Consider the following 18,279-nt stretch of genomic DNA (forward strand, 5'->3'; position numbering starts at 1 on the left):
AGATCCGGCTTAGAACACCGTCCTATTGATAGCTCTTTCCCGGGAAAGAGCTATCAAACTGAGGCGTCCGAGCAGACCTTATTCCGCCCTGAGGCCTTGGCCTGATAAAGCGCTTTATCGGCGGCTTCATACCACTGATTGAAGCTCTGGCCCGGCTCATATTCCGCGACCCCAATACTGACAGTAAACGCCGGCATCTCCTCAACCCGGATTTGCTCTGAAGCCTGTCGCAGCTTCTCGGCCAGGATGACGGCTCGTTCCAGCGGCGTATCAGAAGCCAAAATCAGGAACTCTTCCCCGCCCCAACGTACCAGATGATCCGTTTCGCGCATCAACGGCACCAGGCTGCGGCTCAACAGCTGCAGGACCTCGTCGCCAACCCGATGCCCAAACTGATCATTGATGGACTTGAAGCGATCGATATCCAACAGCAGGATGCACACGGGGTTATTACTGCGGCGCCGACGTGCCATCTCCTGATTGAGCAGGCTTTCGCTGGCATGCCGATTCAGCAGCCCGGTCAACTGGTCGGTATTAGCCAGCAACAGGGCCTGATGCTCGGCCTGCTGACGCAACTGAACCTCTTCACGAAGTTTGCGATTGATACGGCTGTACCAGAACAGAATCAGGCTGAACAGCACCACAACAGCCAGCAGTGCAATCAGCACAGTTCTCCACTCAACCCCGTTGCGGTAGTTGAATGAGATCCAGTGGTTCACAATCTTCTGGCGCTCTTCGGGGGATAACCGGTTGATCGCCTTGTCGAAGATGCTCTTCAGCATCAGGTCGTCCTTTTGAACCCCCACGCTCAGGGCCCAGGTTTCTTCAAACTCGCCGGACACTTTCAGCTTGCCGATATAGTGATTTTGAATCCAATAACCGGCCGAAACCAACGAGTCCGCATAACCAAACAGACTGCCATTGGCGACCCGCTGCAAGCCCTCGGCGATATCGACCACCTCGACAAAGTTCAGATCTGGAAATTGTCGCTGCAGGCTACTCCCGAAGGCATACTCTTTGACCACACCGACCGTCTTGCCCTTAAGACCGTTGAGATCACTGATATAGGGGGCCTCAACCGCCGTGGTAATCACCAACGGGGTCTGAACATAGGGCTGGGTGAAGCTCAGAAAGTCCTGTCGCTGCGGCGTATTCATGATCAGCGGGAAAAGGTCGCAACGCCCCTCGCGTCCCGCCTGTAAAGACTCCTTCCAATTCCGGGTCGACAGAATCTGTACCGGAAGGCCGATAAACTCATTGAATCGCGCCAGGAAATCCGCGGCAATCCCGGTGTGCTTACCCTCCTTGACCGCTTCCAGGGGCATCCAGTTTGGATCGACGCACAGGGTCAGCTGCCCTTTCTCGGCCAGGTAAGCTCTCTCCTGCGAACTGAGATGCTGCTTGTTCGCTTTCCCGTTATCGGCATGCATCCACTTGCGTTTCAGCTCCGACACCTGTCGATAGCTGATCGCCGCGGCCGTCTTCGCCAGGATGCTGTTAAGCAGCATGTTACCCCTGGCCACCCCCATCGGCATCTGGGTCTTCACCGGCAGTTCAAAGCCCTCGGCCCCAATCACTTCGACATTGCTGAGCCAGAGCTTCTCGATATAGTAATTCAGCGCCGGCAGACTTCCGATCACCGCATCGGCCTTACCCGATGCGACGGCCTTAACCGCTTCACTGGTGGACGACGTCAGAAGCAGCACTTGATTGGGGTGATTGTTGGTTAAATAGGTATGCAGAAAGGTCTTGTTGGCCACCGCAATAACCTTGTCCTTCAGGTCCTCCGGCCGCGAAATCTCCACACCTCGACGAGCCGCCATGCCAGAGGTGTACTCAATATGGATAAACGGTGTGAAATCGATAAACTCGCTACGCTCTTCGGTCACGGCAATATGGGGAATCACATCCAGTTCCCCGGTTTTGAGCATCTCAAGATATTCATGCCAGGGCCGGTGACTGACATACTCGATCCGGGTCCCCATCAACTTACCCATCAGATTCATAAAATCGATGCTGTAACCGGCCGGTGATCCATCTTCGTTGTAATTGAACGGCGGGAAGGTGGTGAGATTCTGCACCCGCAGGACGGGATGGGCAGCCAGATAGGCCTTTTCCTCGTCGCTAAAGCGTATTCTTGGACCCGGATCATTTTCCGCCCAGGTCCAACGGGAAAGGATCCGCTCGCTATCCTTCAGCGAAAACTCAGCGACCGCTTTATTCAAAATTCTTGCGAGAACGGAAAAATCATCCCTGAGAGCGATCACACTGTCCGGATTCAAGCCATTGATGACGTGAATCGGTTCCACTTCAACAATGCTGTTTTGTGTCAGCAGGTAGCTGTCGATATTCATCCCGACGACGACATCGACCTTTCCGCTGACCAGTGCGTAAAACGCCTTCTCGGGGGTCTCCATGGGCAGCGCTGTTGAGTCCTTCAGATGCTCATCAAGATAGCGCTGGATATAGCGTTTATCTCGATGATAAGCGACCCGCAGCCCCTTGAAGCTCTCATCCCCGTTATAGACGAAGTCTCGATTCTTATTGGCGAACACCAAGGTCGAGAGGTTCACCGGCGACGGAACGGTGTGAAATCCTAAACGGCGTGCCGTCTCTGCATTCATCGCCCCGACGAGGTCCAGTTGACGGTTACTGACGCCATCAAGAATCCGGGACCAATCGTCCGCCACAAACACAAAGCGAACTCCCAGCTGGCGACCGATGAGATCAAAGGTATCGGGGAGGATCCCCTGCAAGGAGTTATCCGGGCGCTGGATCAACAGGGGTTGAAAATTGGGCGTTTCACCAACCCGGATCTCCGGATGTTCAGCCAACCAGCGTTTCTCTTCCTGCGTTAACGTCAGCCCCTGGGAGGTGGTGGAGACCAGGGCCAGGAATAAAACGACAAACAGCGTGAAAATCGGATGGTCTGTCGAGGCAGAACCCTGCCTTGAAGAGGGGTTGCGGAACTTCCTAACCATGTAGCCGGTACTTCGTTGTCCGAAAAGCAACAGTCCCGACCTGAAATTCCGGGACTAAATAAGCCATCAATTATAAAGCAAAAGACGCCCTAACCTGAGGGTTATTCGTATAAAGTCGGATACCGAAGTGCCTGACAAACAGATCTGTTTGCGCCGGGTTTGTCAGCAACCAGATGGCGTAGGCGGCAAAGCCCTATCCGATCGGCTTAACGCGACGCCCCGCCATCGGTCCGGCCGCTTTAACCCAAGCCGCCAAAGCGATCAGAAAGAGCCAAAAAGTCCCCGGAGTGGGCACTTCAGTCGAAGCATCGGGGTCACGGGCCCAAATGCTGATGCCGGAGATGCCATTTCCAAAACCGGTCGACTTGGTGTCGAATGTCCCTTCAATCAGATAGGGCACATCAAATTCGATCAGGTCATCGTCGGTGAACAAGACCCCATCCAAACCACCGGCAAGAATGTTGAAATCAAAATCGATCACACCCCAGCCGTTACCGGCTTTGACCAAGAAGTCGAGGTGATCAAAAAAGGCATCTTCTCCCAACAGATCACCACCAACCTGCAGCGCCTCCGGGAACACATCAATGGCCCAGGTCCCGGTGCCGCAATCGCTGTCAGTACATTCAAAGCTGATGTTCAGCAGCTCGCCGATACTGATGGGATCCGGTCCCGGCCCGATGGTGCTGTATTCAATATCGATGGTGTTGCCCTGGGTTTCTGCCCCACCCAGGCGGATATAACCCGGATCAACTCCCGTCCCTTTATCATTGAGTTGATCAGCGGTGATAAACATCAACGGGTCGAAGTAGTAGCTGTTTTTCCCCTGGGTAATGAGCTCGCCGTTCAATAGGCCGTCATTCCAATCACCGAGGTTAGTCATCACGGTGCCGGGACTCTCGGGATCCCCGCTTGACTGCGGATCAGCGATTTCACCGACGGTAGAGGTCGACGTGATAACGCCACTGAACACCGTTGTTTCATCACCGGTAACATTTCTATCGCCAAGATCCGTAATCCGGGTGATCTGGAACATGGAGGAAGTGAAGCCGAGATCGTTCAGGTCGGAGTTTGATGGGGTGGCAGGCTCACCGTTTGCCTTCAATACCGGCGTGACACTCGCTGTGTTGTAGGCGGCGTCATACTCGCTGACCCCGGATGAGTACACATAGGTGCCAGCGGCACTGTCATACGTGATCGTGGCTCCAGTGGTCGAATAGGTTACCGGTACAGCGTGCGCCGCCGAACTACTCAATGCGATCAGGGTGATCAAAAAACTGGCTCTGTCCATCACGGGCCTCTCCTACTTCAAGACGATCCTGTCTTACTACAGGTTTGTAACGCCCTTGCAGCAAAATCGTTCCCGATTCAATCTTGTTGATAAAAATCAATCGGATAGTTCTAAAGAATTCGAGACTGATGATGGTTGAGACGGGTACATGTAAAATTTTCCGGCATACCTGCGCAAAGTTGATAACAATTCATGGCAGCACCGCCTTTGCCGGCTCAATACATAAAACCGGAGCACAGTGTCCGTCAAACTCTTCAGGCCCTTAACCGGAGCCAATACTGAGCTGTTCCAGAGCGGCTAACGCGGCCTCGGCCTTACCCCGAGGCACAAAGATATGGTCGTGAAAGTAAGCAGCGATGACATTGGCGCTGATTCCCTGCCCGGCCAACTGAGTCGAAACAGCCGCGGTCAATCCAACCGCATCAAGGCTGGAATGCACGTTGAGGGTGATCATCCGGAATACCCCGTCAAACGCCAAGCCCGATTCAACGGCGCACTGATGCTCCAACACCAGCGTGAGCCCCTCGTTTTCACGGAAGGTTGCCAAAGGCTCCAGTGCCAGATAATCCGCCAAGCTGCCGTCAACACTGCAGAAGACAAAATGTTGATCGAGCAATTGGGGAGACATCGACTGCAATAGCCGCTCTAAATCGGTAATGCCGCTCATCGGTTAAACCTCCATTTGGGACTGTTGCCAGCATTCAGGGATACGCGCATACCCCAAGTATCAGCTCGGAATTAGCTGCGCACACTTCTCACGAAGCATTTCCCTCAGGGCAATCACCGCCGGGGTTACCTGCTTCCTGCTCGGGCAGAGCAGGTAAAGCTCTATCGGCGGTGAATGGTAATCTTTCAGCAGTGGAACCAAGCTTCCGTTGTTCAGGTCCGCCTCGACATCAAGCTGGGCCCGGTGGGCTATTCCCATTCCAGCAACGGCCCAGCGCCTGACTATGTCGGTATCATTACTGATCCGGTTACTGCCCACCCGAATCCGGTGACTGCCGGACTCACCGGCGAAGTACAGGTTGATTCCCGCTACCCCGAGAAGCCCGGAAACCTGGTACTTGGCGCTAACGCCAACCGCCAGGCTCTGGCGGCTTTAGCGGAGTTCGGCGCCGTCAACAATACCCATATCTGGCCTCAATTAGGCCATGCCGGCGCCCTGGCCTCCCCGCTGATCAGCCAGCCGAAAGGGCCGTCGTCACTTCAGCTCGAGGATCTTCGTTGCGCCGGAATGACATTAGCCGAGATTCGCCTGTTACCGGCGATGTACGCCAATGCAGCGCTGCTGGCGCAGGTGGTGGGATTTACCGGGGTCCAAATTCATGCAGGCCACGGGTTCCTGCTCAGTCAGTTTCTTTCCCCGCTCTTTAATCACCGGCAGGATCAGTACGGCGGCTCAATCCAACTACGTTGCAGACTGATCGTCGAGATCATCGGAAAGGTTCGCGACGCTGTTGGCCCCCATTTTCCTATCGGGATCAAGATCAATTCATCCGATCAACTGGATGGCGGTTTGACCAAACAGGACGCGCTGGAACTGATCCGTATTCTGGACCGGACCTCGCTTGATCTGATCGAAATCATTGGCGTCACCTATTTCCCGTGGCCAAAGCCAGCTCAGACGGCGCCTCATCTGGGCCCTATTTCACCGGTTTTTCTCAGCAAGCCAAGCGGCTGACAACCATCCCGATCGTCACCACAGGCGGTTTCAAAACCCGTTCCCAGGCTCTGCAGGCCCTGCATGAAGAGGCGACCGATATGATCGGCCTGGCCAGGACCTTGGTGTTAAACCCATTCACCGCCCAGCACTGGTTGGATCGGTGCAGCAATGAGATCCGCTTCCCCCGTTTCCCGTCCCCACCACCGGGGGCGATAACGGCCTGGTACACAATGCGCTTGACCGCTTTGGCGAAAGATCAGGAACAGCAGTTCGATCTGAGTCTGGAATCGGCGCTACAGCAGTATCTAGAACGGGACAGATTACGCGCCGATCGATGGCGACAACGGCTCTCTACCTAACTCGATCTCAATCCGCGCCTAGGCAAAGCCGGCGAGCTTAGCGACAGTAATGCTCCAACAGCTGCTGTCGCAGCGACTCGTGCCGAGCGCCCCCCCTGGGCGCCCCCTGCCAGCGGTAAACCACCCGTGTCGGACTATCGCCGAGGACCAAGATACGGTCGGCCAGATCCAGGGCTTCGTCAAGATCGTGGGTTACCAGCACCATGGCAGTGTCGGGATGCTGCTCACGTATCCGGTGAATCAGTTGGCGCATCTGCTTCGCCGTCGGCGGGTCCAGCGACACAAAGGGTTCATCCATCAACAACAGTTTCGGTTGGTTGATCAGCGCCCGCGCCAGGGCCACCCGTCGCGCCATCCCCAACGATAAGCGGTTGGGATACAGCGAGGCACTGTCGGTCAACCCCATTAAAGCCAGCATCGGTGTAATCGAATCCCGTCTGGCCGGCTCGGCAATCAGTTCCAGATTTTGCCTCACAGTGTACCAGGGCAATAACCTGGGCTGCTGGAACATATAGCCGATTGCGCCGGGACGTTGCAGTGACGGATCGAGGCGGATCCGCCCCTGAAATTGTTGATCGAGGCCCGCCAACAGGTTGATCAACGAGGTCTTTCCGCAACCCGACGGCCCCAATAAACAGAGGAACTCACCCGCCTGCAACGCCATGTTGAAACCGTCGAACAGCGTCCGGCCACCGAAGGCTTTGTTGTCTAGCTGTAGCTCAAGCATTGAAGTCCGCCCTGCGCCAGCGCTGCTGCAATCGATCCAACGGCTGCAACAGCAACCATTCGATCAGTTGGACGATCAGGATAAAACTGAAGCTGTAGGCCAGGATCATCGGCACATCGAACATCTGAAAGGCCAGGTGAAGCTGAAAGCCCACCCCGTCACTACGCCCCAGCAGTTCAACCACCAGCACAATCTTCCAGATCAACGCCAACCCGGAGCGGGCGGCGACCAGGAAATAAGGCGCCAGTTGGGGCAGCAACAGCGCCCGCAGATAGTTCCAGCGCGACAGCCGATATACCCGGGCCATCTCATCCAGCTGCGGATCCAGACAGCGGGCACCTTCGCGCAGCGTCACCGCCACATTGGGCACCTTGTTGATCACTACCGCGACTATCGCCGCCAGCTCGCCCATGCCCAACCAGATATACAGCAGCAGTATCACCACCAGCGCCGGAAGGTTGAGGCCGGTGACCAACAGTGGATCCAGCCAGCGGTTACAGCTTGGGTAGATCCCCATCAGGATCCCGATGGTCGAACCCAACAGCATCGCCAACACAAAGCTGATCGATACCCGGCCCAGCGTTGCGCCCAAATGAACCAATAGCTCGCCGCTCTGATACTGCTGCCAGGCTACCGCCAACACCTCGGTCGGCAGTGGTAACAACGGCTGCTGCAACAGCACCGCCAACAGATACCAAACCGCGATCAACCCGATGACCAACAGCGGCTGCCAGCCCCACCGCCGATTCTGACCGGGACCGACCCTAGCCTCAGGGCGCAGATCCGGGCCGTTAACGGCGCGGGGACGGCTGGAGTTCATCATCGCACCCGGCACCGAAGCCGCTAACGGCCGCCGTCGGCTCCCCAGAAGCCGGCCCGGTCAAATCCATCCGTACGTCCCATCAACTGCGGACCGCCAACCCGGTACAGCAGGGCGAACATCCTTGCCGCATCGTCGATCTGTTGCGTCTCGATCGGCCCGGGAATACCGGCCAGATAGCCTAGACGGAGCTGCTCGAACACTTGATCGTCATCGGCTTTCATCAGCGGCCGCAGCGATTGCCAACCCGCGTCCTGCGCTTGCAGATAGGTCTTGGCCTCCCTCGATGCCCGCTGCAATCCCGTCACCAGCTGTGGGTGCTGCTCAGCCCATGCCTGCTTGAAGACAAACCCAAGCATCGGCAGATCGGTTCGTAATCCCAGCTCGGCACTGATCGATTTCAGATCGATCAGCACCGGGTAACCCTTAGCCTCCAGCCGTGCGGCGTAATGCCAGAACGTGATGACGGCATCGACCCGCCCCTGTTCCAACGCGGCATTCAGCAACGGCGGCGCGCCGAACTGTTGTTCGGTCTCGCCCTTCAGATCAAACCCGAGCTGCTGCGCCCGGGCCTGCAGTAACAGCCAGCCCTTGCTGGCCGCGCCACCGGCGATCCCGAGCCGCTTACCGCGCAGATCCGCCAGCGAACGGATGCCACTGTCGTGTCCCAGCACCACCTTGCCGATGGCGGTGGAGAAAGGCACAAACTGCAACGCCTGTCCCTGTTGCCGCTGACGGTTGACCCAGATCCAATCGGCCACGATCACATCGGCCGAATCGCTCAACAGTGCGGTGCGGGTGGCACTCAAACCGGCCAGCGGGATAACCTGAAGCTCGAACCCCTGAGCCCGGTCCAGGCCCTGCTCCTTGATGGTGTTGAGCTCCCAATTGAGGGTCCCGAATTTTAACGCTGCCACCCGGATCGACGAGGCTTCAGCCGCCGCGGTCAAGGGCCATGCCAGTAACAAGCCGATCAGCAATATCACTGGAAAGCGGTGCGGTAACAGCATCTTAGCGGCAGTCAGCATCACAAACGCCTCTGGGATTTTATTCACGTAGCTGCTCTGCCAGGCGAGCCCGACCGGCCCGCAGCCACACCATAAAACCAGCCTAACGGCGACTTTTGCTTGCCGGCATAGTACTTTCGACCCCTTTTTTGCGCCCGAAGGTAGCATGTTGATTTATCGCATTTAGGGTTCTAATGGACTCATATAATAAGAAGGTCAGAAGGAGTTAAACGATGCAATCGCTCCAGCCCCCGATTTCGCAGTCCAATCCGGCGACTAATCGGCCGGATCTCAGCGGTCAACCCTCCCGGCAGTTTTCAGCGACCGACAAAATAGGTCAGAATGAGGCTATCGACGGACACACAGACGATACCCTGCCTTTGGAGTCATCCGTGTATAAGCTACTGATTGCTGACGACCACCCTCTTTTCCGCGAAGCGATCGCCGACGTGATCCGCGCCCGCTACCCCGATGCCGAGATTCTGCAGTCGGAAGATCTTGAAGGAGCCCAGGCGTTGGCCGAAGAGCACGACGATCTGGATCTGATCCTGCTGGATCTGAATATGCCGGGCATGTACGGTCTCAACGGTCTGATGCAGCTTCGCAACGAAGCCCCAACGATTCCCGTCGTTATCATCTCCGCCGAAGAGGACAAGAACATCGTGCTGCAGGCGATGACCTACGGCGCCGTCGGCTTCATCATCAAGTCCCTGCCCCGTGACAAGATGACCCAGGCGTTGGAGCAGGTGCTGGCCGGACAGGTCTACCTGCCCTCCGATGTCATCCGCGCATCCGGCGACAACAGCCGTACCCGTCGCCGCCAGGATGAAAACCAGATTCCACCGGAGATGCTCAACAGCCTGACCCGTCGCCAGCTGCTGGTGCTCGAGCGGATGGCCAACGGCGAATCCAACAAGCAGATCGCCTACAACCTCTGCATCGCCGAAACCACCGTCAAGGCCCATGTATCGGCGATTCTGCGTAAGCTCAATGTGCACAACCGCATCCAGGCGGTGCTGTCAGCGGGCAATATCGACTTCAATCAGTACCTGAAACGCTGATCCCAACCCGACGGCCGCGACCAACCGGCGGCCATCGCCAAAACCCGGAGAAGGCGCACTCGACTTGTCTCAGCTCGGACATCATTGCGTCCTGGTTTGCCCCGACTTGCCCCTCGGAGTGCCTGTTCCGTTTCGACGCGATGCCGTTGAGGTCAGAGTTCTCATTCACCGCAGCGCCATGGCACAATAGCGCTCTTTTTTATCTTTTTGCCTTTGCCCTCAACGTCGCAGGAGAACACCGTGCTGCAGCTGATTCTGGTTCTGGTCGCCATCATTGTCTTGTTTGTGCTGTTCAACCGTTTTGCCAACAACCCCAAGGCAGCCGCCGAAAACGTCCGCCTGGGAGACGAGTTTCTGGCCCAGAATAAAGCGCGTGAAGGGGTCCTGAGCAGCGATTCCGGCCTGCAGTTGGAGGTGATCCAAAGCGGCAGCGGTAATCGTCACCCCGGCCCCAAAGACAAGGTGAAGGTGCACTATCACGGTACTCTGATCAACGGTTCGGTGTTTGACAGCTCGGTCGAGCGCGGTGAGCCGATCGAGTTCGGCCTGAACCAGGTTATTCCCGGTTGGACCGAGGGACTGCAACAGATGGTGGTCGGTGAGAAAAGTCGCCTGTATATCCCCAGCAAGCTGGGCTACGGCAATAGCGGCGCGGGCTCGATTCCACCGGGTTCGACCCTGATCTTCGAGGTTGAGTTGCTGGCGATCAACGGCGAGGCCGACTGAAATCACCTAACCGATCAGGTGCTGCATCACCGCTTTGAGCTTGGCGGGTTTGACCGGCTTGTTCATCAGTCGGTAACCCAACGCCCGTACCTGCTGCTTCAGATCATTGCTGTAATTGGCGGTGATCATCAATACCGGTGCCATCAGCTGCAACTCGGACCGGATCCGGGCCACGGCTTCGAGTCCGGTCCGGTTATCATCCAGATGGTAATCGGCGATCACCAGATCCAGCCCACTCAGTTCCTGCCGCTGCGCCACCACCTCGTCATAGCCCAGCGCGGTGATCGTTTCGCACCCCCAGCCCTCAAGCAGCAACTGCATCGCTTCGCAGATCGCATGATCATTATCGAGCACCAGCACCCGCCGATGACGCAGCTGCTGGTCGGCCAACTGCTGCCAATGCGCACTCTGCAGCGGCGGGCTGCGTAACTCCGGCGCTGCCGGCTCGCCGTAGGGCACCAGTACCGAGAAGCAGGAGCCCCGCCCCGGGGTAGAACGGACGCTGACATGATGACCGAGAATCCGTGACATCTTATCGACGATCGCCAACCCCAGCCCCAGGCCTTTATCCTGAGCCGAGTTGTTATGTCGCACCCGGTTGAATTCGACAAAGATATCTTCGAGCTTGTCGGCGGCGATACCGATACCGGTATCCCAGACCTCGATCGACAAGCCTTCACGACAGCGGCGACAACCCAGCAGAATCCGTCCCTGTTCGGTGTAACGCAGTGCGTTGCTGAGGAAGTTGCGCAGTATTCGCGCCAGTAACTGACTGTCGGTGTTGATCACCGCCGACGAGCCGATCCAGTCAAAACGCAGCGTACTCTGGGCCGCCAGCGTCTGGTACTCGTTGGCCAGGTTGGTCAACAGGTCGTTGGCACTGAAGGCCGTGACGTCGGGCTTCACCACCCCGGCGTCCAGCTTGGAGATATCGACCAGTGCGGCCAGCAGGGTTTCGACGTCCTCCAGCGAATAGTTCAACGATTGCACCAGCGCGCGGGTCTTGTCCTCCAGACGGTGCTCCAGCAACGATGCCGAAAACAGTCGCGCCGCATTCATCGGCTGCAGCAGATCGTGGCTGGCGGCGGCCAGGAATTTGGTCTTCGATTGGTTGGCCTGCTCGGCCTCCTTCTTGGCTTCAAGCAACCGTTTTTCGATCAGGCGCCGCTCTTCAATCTCCTGTATCAGCTGGTGGTTAACTTCGGTCAGCTCGATGGTGCGCTCCTCCACCCGCTGTTCCAACAGTTGGTGCGATTGCGCCAGGGCTTCGGCGCTGCGGCGTTGCTCGGTGATATCGTGCACCAGCACATAGAACCCCTGAACCCGGCCGTCGGCGTCGTGCTGGGGGCGGTAGTTTTTGATCACGTACCGGTCTTCACCGTCGATGGAGGGGTCGGCGATCTCAAACCGAACCTGCTCGCCGGCCAGGGCTTTTTCGATATAGGGCTGCAACTTGGCCAACTGCGGCGGTGGCAAAACCTGATCGAGCTGTTGGCCCAGGATGTCGTCCCGCTCCCAACCGTACCAATCCTCGTAAGCACGGTTGGTAAACTCAAAGCGCAGCTGTTTATCGACATAGGCGATCAGTGCCGGTACCGCATCGGTAATCAACCGGATCCGCTGTTCGCTGCGCTCCAGCGCCAGCACCGCCCGCGAGCGCTCGGTGATATCGGTATAGGTATTAACAAACTCACCGCTGGGCAGCGGGTGGCTGCAGATCTCCAGAATACGGCCATCGGACAGCTCCTGCTCCAAGCGCAGACGGGGTTGCCCCCGCTCATCACGACTGGCCGGATTGAGGTCGGACACCTCGGTGTCGACCATCAGTATGCTGAAGGACTCACCGGCCCTGATGTCATCAAACTCGACCCCGATCAACTGGCTGAAATGGCGGTTCCAGGCTTCCACCTGATTTTGGCGGTTGACCAGCACCACCCCCTGGGACAGGTTGTCGAGGGTGTGCTGCAGCACCTTAGATTTGTTTGCCAGAGCCCGCTCACGCAGCGCCCGCTCGTTTTCGATCAGCGCCGATATATCCTTGTAAAGCACCACCAGCCCGCCATCACCGGTCTGCCGCTGGCTGACCTGCATCCAACTGCCGCCGCGCATCCGTACGACCTTACCGTCGCCCAACGGTGAGCCGCCGGTATCGATATCATCGCCGTAGTAACGTTCGATCAGGCGCCGTTTCTTGGCCAGCGCCAGCACCTCCTCGTAATGCATGCCGGGCCGGATCTTAACGCCGGAGGCCTCCCAGAATGTCTTGAAGTTGGAGTTGGCCAGCAACAGCCGTCGGTTGCGGTCGTATAGTACGAAGCCGTCGGAAATGCTCTCGATCGCTTCCTGCAGGTTCTGGTGGGCTACCTGGGCTTCGGCATTGGCCTGTTTCAGAGCCTGATTGCTGAGCTTGATCTCTTCCAACGCGCTGTTGAGGGCATCGGTGCGGTCGCGCACCTGCTCGGCCAAAAACACCGCATGCTCAAAACTGCCGTAGGCGCCCTCACTTCGACTGGGCCCGGACTCGACTCGCTCCATTAGGGCCTGGTTGATCTTCCTCAGCCGCCGGTTATCCTCGCGCAGCTGTTCCAGCTCCTGCTGTAACGCAGCCGCTGAAGAAGCGGCCTTAACGCCCGTCAGGGATTCAACCTCAGCGCTGCTCACCGTCGCATCCTCCCAGAGCCACTCCGGTGAAGGTCTGATTCAGGTGCATCCCATCAAGCTGCTCACCGTAAGTGTTGAATCCCAGTACCCGATAGCGCTGAAAGATCTGTCGGATCGACTCATCCAGCCCCAACTGCTGCGATTCCAGCCGCCTGAAAATACAGTCGTAACCGATCACCAACTGCGGCGGTCCGATCTTGCGCTCGATATCATCAAACAGCTTCTCCAATCCCTCTACCATGTCGCCGCACCGGGCTCGGGTCAGCACGATCCCGGTCTCCACCGCGCAGTAGAAGGTCAGACTCAGGTCATCGTTGACCTTCTGGATCGCACGCGAATAAAACCGGTCTCCGATCCGCACCGACAACGGATTCATAGCAAACACATCGGGGGTTAACTGGTCGATCCCCAATCCGATGGTGCGGGCATACTCCTGTGCCGCCGGCGCCGCATTGAGTTCAAAGACTCTCCGTTCGCTGCTGTCGGCCTCGGTGACCACCAACTTATCCCGGGTATCACTCAGGTGATCAATGCTGAACACCTCGAAACTGCAACGGCTGTTGATCACCATCAGAATCGCGGCGTCGGAATGAAAACGCCCTTCGAAATAGACGTGGGTATCACGGAAATAGAGATCATCGCCGGCCGAACCGCCCAGCAGCGGAATACTGCCCAGGTGGGCATTCAGAACATTGAGCAGCTGCTCCTCACGCACCGAAAGCCCGTCCAGCAACGCCAACGCAAAAGAGTGACCCTTGATCGGCGCCACCTGACGGGACCGGCAACCGTCGAGGATTCCGTGAACCAGAGACTGAGCATCGGAGAAACTGAAATCCGCCAGGTTGTTGACCAGTGCGGCCTCGATGGCAAAGTCCTGAGCGCAGAACCCGATCGCACTGATACTGCCGCTGATATAGCCATCGGTGCCGATCTCTCCGGCGGTGGTGCAACCGACCAGCGGTATCTCGCCAAAGCGACGCTGCAGCGCTCCGGAAAGCGCTTCCAGATCGTAGTGGCTGGCGCAGAAAAACAGCACCAGGCTCAGTGGCCGGACGGCCAATTCGGCATACAGCTGCTGCGCTGCCGCTTCGACGTCCTGGTCGTGGGTAACACTGGTCAGCACCCCCGCACGGGTCGTTTGTCTGAGCTGTTCGCCAAGAGGTTGGGTAGCTAGCACAGTCTCTCCCGGTCTATCCCTTTTAGATTGATTCTAGGACCGGGATAGCCAGCAGCGCCATAATACTTCCGACCCCTTTCGCTAAGACCATATGCCGAACAGGGATTAAGGACTCAAGACGCCGAACACAGCCCCCGAAAATTGGCAGAAGATGAAATAGAAACGGCGCCCTGGGGCGCCGTTGAGATATCCAGCCAAACGCTGATCAGTCGATCCGGAAACGGCCGACCAGACTGCTAAGGCTATCAGCATCCCGGGCCAGTTCATTACCGGCTGAGCGGCTCTGCTGGGCGATATCCACCGAACGAACCGACTGATCCGAGATCGCCACGATCCGCTGGGCAATATCATCACTGACCTGATTCTGCTCGTTGGCCGCGGTAGCGATCACATCGTTAACCTGCTGCATACGATTGATGTTATCTGCGATTTTCTGCAGTTCCGCCGAAGCCGCTTCGGATTTTTCCACCGCTTCATGGCTGCGCTCGAAGCTCTGCTGCATCGCCGCCACCGAGGTTGAAGAGCCCTGCTTGAGCTTCTCGATCATGACGTGAATCTCTTCGGTGCTGCTATGGGTCTTGGTCGCCAGAGTCCGAACCTCGTCGGCCACCACGGCAAAACCACGTCCCTGCTCGCCGGCACGAGCCGCTTCGATGGCGGCATTCAGCGCCAGCAAGTTGGTCTGTTCGGCAATGCCCTGGATCACGTCGACCACCGAAACGATTTCGTGGACGTTGCCCTCCAGCTGTTTGATCGCCTCGTTAGAGGAGTTGATATCATCGGCCAACTCCACCACCACGTTGCGCGAATCGGTGACGATCTGCTCGGCGCTGCGGGCGTTATGGTCCGCTTCAGAAGCCGATCCGGCAGCCTCGGTTGCACTGCTGGCGACCTCCTGGGCTGAGGCCGACATCTCGCTCATCGCGGCAGCCGCCTGCTCGGTCTGCGCATTCTGCTCGCTCAGCAAGCCGTCGATCTCTTCGATCTGTGAGGTCATCGCCGCAGAACGATCGGTCACATGGGCAGACAGCGTCCTTACCTGGCCGATCATATCCTGCAGGCTGGAGACGAAGGCATTGAAGCTGCCCGCCAACTGGCCCAGCTCATGCTTACCGGACGCATCCAAGCGGGCGGTCAGGTCGGCATCGCCTTTGGCCAGATCGGCCATGGAACTGCTGATCTGACTCAGCGGCTGCATGATACTGCGGCTGATCAGACCGCCGATGATCACGGTCAGCACCAGCAGCCCGACACTGGTCAGGGCAAGGGTGGTGATCATGCTGGTACGGCTATCATCCGCGGTCTGGCGGATGTCACCAACAATCATATTGACATCATCAAGATAGAAACCGGTACCGACCATCAGATCCCAACGATCAAGGAAGATCGCGTAGGAGAGCTTCGGCTCCGGTTCCGCCTGTCCCGGCTTGGGGAAATGATAGGTCACATAACCGCCACCGCTTTTCCCCGCCGCGATCAGCTCCTGTACCAGTTTCTTACCGTTGGAATCGGTCAGATCCCAAAAATTTTCACCAATTCCCTTGTTGCCTTTGCCGATAAAGATCCGATCACCTTTACCGCTGTAACCAAACACATAACCGTTCTCTCCGTATTTGATGCTGCGCAGAATCGGCAGGGCTTCTTCCAGTGATGCACCACTGTTATACAGGGCTTCAATCGCACTGTACGTCACTTCAACGTAGGCTTTAACCTCCTGCTTTTTCAGGTCCAGCAAACTGGTTTCAGCGCTGCTGGATTGGCGCTCGGATAACGAGCTGGCTTCCCAGGCGGTAATCAACAACAGAATTAACGCCAGGATAGTAACCGGCGCGACGGACAACACCGTCAGACGGGATCGAATCGAAAAACTCATTAGACAGGCCCTAACTGTGTGAATCGGCCCCGGTAGTCACCGGATACTTCATTCCTGATACGCCACTGCTAAAACCGATTCATCAATTCTTCTATCGATGGGGATACCGCTCAAATCCTTGCCCGGCAACCGCCCCCATCGGGCGTATATCCCGTTGAAGTATAGACATATCCTTTTTTTTAAAAACGACCCAGATCATGATAAATACACATTGAGTAGGGACATTAGTCTAATGCCGCGGATGGATATCAATCGGTAAAAAATATCAGTCCGCCACCACGCTGATTAATTAACGATCAGCACAAGAGCAGTGACACCCCAATGGATCAATTTATCGACTGACCCAGGGCGAAAAGATAACCAAAAAACCGGGCCTGCGAAGGGGAGCAGAGCCCGGTGATGCAGGGGTGGGGAGCCCCTGAGATCGGCGGCAGTCAGATCGCCGCCTAGACCGCTGGCACAGACTTGTCAGGTCATCATTCAGCGCCGACTCAATCAGCAGCTAGTAACTGAGTACGGCACCGATCGTGATTGAGCGAACCTCCTTGCTATCGGATTCGGCTTTGTCGTACTCGGCGACAAGCTGGAAGTTGTCATTAACCTTGTGGAACCAGGCCACGGCATGATTTTTCAAATCCAGCTCGCTGCCACCGGGAGTGGTACCGCCCTTGTTCTTGCCGTAGGACAGCACCAGGCGCTCTTTGCCAAAGCTGTAGGAGGCCTGTAGCAGATGGCCATCGACATCGGCATCATCGCTGGTCACCGTATTGCCCAATCCCGCAGCGCCAACCCCGGTGGCATCAAAACCCGAAGCGCTCAGCGATAGCCCACCGAACTTGACATTGGCACCGTAGGAAACCCCGTTGGAGTCGACTTTGCCACCGCCACTGACCTCCTTCGAAGACTGGGTCATACCGCCCAACCAGACTTTGTAAGAGCCCTGATCGAACTCGCCGTTATAGGTCGCCTCGGCCTCGATTCGGGGGGCGCTCTCTTCGGAGGTGGTAGAACTCTTGTTCGGGTCGAATACCCCGGCGGCGACCTGAAAACCGCCCATATCGGGGCTTCGATAGGTGATCTGGGAAACCGGGAACGGATACAGATAACCGGTACCGATATTGCCGAATGAGACATTGGCCGCATCGGAGGTGACGGTATGGGTCTGACCATAGCCAAGCAGAATTTCATCACCGAGGATATTACTTCGGTTAAAGAGACCGAAATCCTTACCGATCAGCACCTCCCCCCAGTCCGATGCCACCGTTCCATAGAACTGACGCACATCGATGCCGGTGTCGGTAAAACCGTGGGTTGAGTTCTGGGTCCGAATCGGATCGCTGTCGTTGATGGTGACCCAGAACGAAGAACGGGCGCCGACCTTCAGATCATCCACCTGTTTGGCGAAATTGAAGCCGATCCAGTTGGGCAGAAATCCCATCATCACCCGGGACTGATTTTTGGTTTCCGTGGCGGTTTTCTCCTCGGTACTGACCAGAAAGGTATTGATCATGCCGTCGGTGGAGAAGCTGGTATCGTCCTGCTCATAGAGGGTGATGGCCGCCTGTGCCTGACTACTGAGGCTGATCGCAACCGCTAACGGCAACATTTGGGAAAAAGGTTTTTTATTGTTCATCGCATGGCCCTTCGTCGTTGGTGAGGATCGCTGTATCAAGACAGCAACGACGGCCAGTATCAGATGCCGAACACTGAGCTAACATCACGCTTTAAAAGGAGTTTTCTAGTCAGATGGCAGTTCTATGAAGGTTTTGCGACGACCCGACACTAGCGCCTAGGGTCAGAGCCCGGGATGCTCTACGACCGGCGTCCTCAGCCTGGCCGGCTGCAGGCAGTAAGCCGTTTGGCCTACCCCTGTGGTTTCGAAATCGGGACCGTTTAGGTTAAGCAACCGCCGGCACCTTCGTGGATAGGCCCTGAT

The 18,279-nt window shown here is 57.0% G+C and carries 15 protein-coding genes; 4 read left to right on the top strand and 11 right to left on the bottom strand.

Annotated features, from left to right (window positions below):
- Nucleotides 1-53: 53 nt before the first annotated feature.
- From ACO05M_RS14925 to ACO05M_RS14940, 4 genes are all read right to left on the bottom strand, one after another.
- Nucleotides 54-2,981, bottom strand: coding sequence for a transporter substrate-binding domain-containing protein (locus ACO05M_RS14925; RefSeq protein ID WP_421864553.1), 2,928 nt, complete (start codon nucleotides 2,979-2,981; stop codon nucleotides 54-56).
- A gap of 193 nt (nucleotides 2,982-3,174) precedes the next feature.
- Nucleotides 3,175-4,251 carry a hypothetical protein gene (locus ACO05M_RS14930; RefSeq protein ID WP_421864555.1) on the bottom strand — a complete coding sequence of 359 codons (1,077 nt, stop codon included), beginning with the start codon at nucleotides 4,249-4,251 and terminating at the stop codon, nucleotides 3,175-3,177.
- A gap of 280 nt (nucleotides 4,252-4,531) precedes the next feature.
- The gene (locus ACO05M_RS14935; RefSeq protein WP_421864558.1) at nucleotides 4,532-4,936 is read right to left on the bottom strand and encodes an ACT domain-containing protein; all 405 of its coding nucleotides are present in this window, start codon (nucleotides 4,934-4,936) and stop codon (nucleotides 4,532-4,534) included.
- A gap of 60 nt (nucleotides 4,937-4,996) precedes the next feature.
- On the bottom strand, nucleotides 4,997-5,221 hold the full coding sequence (locus ACO05M_RS14940; protein WP_421870750.1) for a LysR substrate-binding domain-containing protein: 225 nt from the start codon (nucleotides 5,219-5,221) through the stop codon (nucleotides 4,997-4,999).
- Between ACO05M_RS14940 and ACO05M_RS14945 the strand changes: the two genes are divergently transcribed.
- Nucleotides 5,117-5,950: a hypothetical protein gene (locus tag ACO05M_RS14945; RefSeq protein ID WP_421870752.1), complete on the top strand. Its 834-nt coding sequence runs from the start codon at nucleotides 5,117-5,119 to the stop codon at nucleotides 5,948-5,950. The genes ACO05M_RS14940 and ACO05M_RS14945 overlap by 105 nt on opposite strands.
- Nucleotides 5,951-6,030: 80 nt before the next feature.
- Nucleotides 6,031-6,291, top strand: coding sequence for a hypothetical protein (locus ACO05M_RS14950; RefSeq protein ID WP_421864561.1), 261 nt, complete (start codon nucleotides 6,031-6,033; stop codon nucleotides 6,289-6,291).
- Between the two features lie 37 nt (nucleotides 6,292-6,328).
- On the opposite strand, the gene ACO05M_RS14955 is transcribed toward ACO05M_RS14950, so the two are convergent.
- The 3 genes from ACO05M_RS14955 to ACO05M_RS14965 are packed head-to-tail and all read right to left on the bottom strand — an operon-like array spanning nucleotide 6,329 to nucleotide 8,893.
- Nucleotides 6,329-7,018, bottom strand: coding sequence for an ABC transporter ATP-binding protein (locus ACO05M_RS14955; RefSeq protein WP_421864563.1), 690 nt, complete (start codon nucleotides 7,016-7,018; stop codon nucleotides 6,329-6,331).
- Nucleotides 7,011-7,841 carry an ABC transporter permease gene (locus tag ACO05M_RS14960; protein ID WP_421864566.1) on the bottom strand — a complete coding sequence of 277 codons (831 nt, stop codon included), beginning with the start codon at nucleotides 7,839-7,841 and terminating at the stop codon, nucleotides 7,011-7,013. Before ACO05M_RS14960 ends, ACO05M_RS14955 begins: the two co-directional genes overlap by 8 nt.
- A gap of 20 nt (nucleotides 7,842-7,861) precedes the next feature.
- Nucleotides 7,862-8,893, bottom strand: a complete 1,032-nt coding sequence (locus ACO05M_RS14965) for an ABC transporter substrate-binding protein (protein WP_421864569.1) — start codon at nucleotides 8,891-8,893, stop codon at nucleotides 7,862-7,864.
- Nucleotides 8,894-9,237: 344 nt separating this feature from the next.
- Between ACO05M_RS14965 and ACO05M_RS14970 the strand changes: the two genes are divergently transcribed.
- Both ACO05M_RS14970 and ACO05M_RS14975 read left to right on the top strand, forming a co-directional pair.
- A complete protein-coding gene (locus ACO05M_RS14970) occupies nucleotides 9,238-9,906 on the top strand; it encodes a response regulator (RefSeq protein WP_421864573.1) in 669 nt (222 codons plus the stop codon).
- A gap of 240 nt (nucleotides 9,907-10,146) precedes the next feature.
- Complete coding sequence (locus ACO05M_RS14975) at nucleotides 10,147-10,632, top strand: FKBP-type peptidyl-prolyl cis-trans isomerase (protein ID WP_421864576.1); 486 nt, start codon at nucleotides 10,147-10,149, stop codon at nucleotides 10,630-10,632.
- Nucleotides 10,633-10,638: 6 nt separating this feature from the next.
- Here ACO05M_RS14975 and ACO05M_RS14980 read toward each other — a convergent pair whose 3' ends face one another.
- The 4 genes from ACO05M_RS14980 to ACO05M_RS14995 form a co-directional block, all read right to left on the bottom strand.
- Nucleotides 10,639-13,293 (bottom strand): NahK/ErcS family hybrid sensor histidine kinase/response regulator, encoded by a 2,655-nt coding sequence (locus tag ACO05M_RS14980; RefSeq protein WP_421864579.1) that lies wholly within the window; start codon nucleotides 13,291-13,293, stop codon nucleotides 10,639-10,641.
- The gene (gene nosP, locus ACO05M_RS14985; protein ID WP_421864582.1) at nucleotides 13,280-14,470 is read right to left on the bottom strand and encodes a nitric oxide-sensing protein NosP; all 1,191 of its coding nucleotides are present in this window, start codon (nucleotides 14,468-14,470) and stop codon (nucleotides 13,280-13,282) included. The genes ACO05M_RS14980 and nosP overlap by 14 nt, the downstream gene beginning before the upstream one ends.
- A gap of 205 nt (nucleotides 14,471-14,675) precedes the next feature.
- Nucleotides 14,676-16,343, bottom strand: coding sequence for a methyl-accepting chemotaxis protein (locus ACO05M_RS14990; RefSeq protein WP_421864585.1), 1,668 nt, complete (start codon nucleotides 16,341-16,343; stop codon nucleotides 14,676-14,678).
- Nucleotides 16,344-16,845: 502 nt separating this feature from the next.
- Complete coding sequence (locus ACO05M_RS14995) at nucleotides 16,846-17,976, bottom strand: porin (protein WP_421864588.1); 1,131 nt, start codon at nucleotides 17,974-17,976, stop codon at nucleotides 16,846-16,848.
- Nucleotides 17,977-18,279: the final 303 nt, after the last annotated feature.

Origin of the sequence: Motiliproteus sp., from assembly GCF_965230735.1 — a bacterium.
GTDB lineage: Bacteria > Pseudomonadota > Gammaproteobacteria > Pseudomonadales > Balneatricaceae > Motiliproteus.

Coding starts and splice junctions, on each gene's coding strand:
- ACO05M_RS14925 (WP_421864553.1), bottom strand. CDS start 2,981: ATGGTTAGGAAGTTCCGCAACCCCTCTTCAAGGCAGGGTTCTGCCTCG.
- ACO05M_RS14935 (WP_421864558.1), bottom strand. CDS start 4,936: ATGAGCGGCATTACCGATTTAGAGCGGCTATTGCAGTCGATGTCTCCC.
- ACO05M_RS14950 (WP_421864561.1), top strand. CDS start 6,031: ATGATCGGCCTGGCCAGGACCTTGGTGTTAAACCCATTCACCGCCCAG.
- ACO05M_RS14955 (WP_421864563.1), bottom strand. CDS start 7,018: ATGCTTGAGCTACAGCTAGACAACAAAGCCTTCGGTGGCCGGACGCTG.
- ACO05M_RS14960 (WP_421864566.1), bottom strand. CDS start 7,841: ATGATGAACTCCAGCCGTCCCCGCGCCGTTAACGGCCCGGATCTGCGC.
- ACO05M_RS14990 (WP_421864585.1), bottom strand. CDS start 16,343: ATGAGTTTTTCGATTCGATCCCGTCTGACGGTGTTGTCCGTCGCGCCG.
- ACO05M_RS14995 (WP_421864588.1), bottom strand. CDS start 17,976: ATGAACAATAAAAAACCTTTTTCCCAAATGTTGCCGTTAGCGGTTGCG.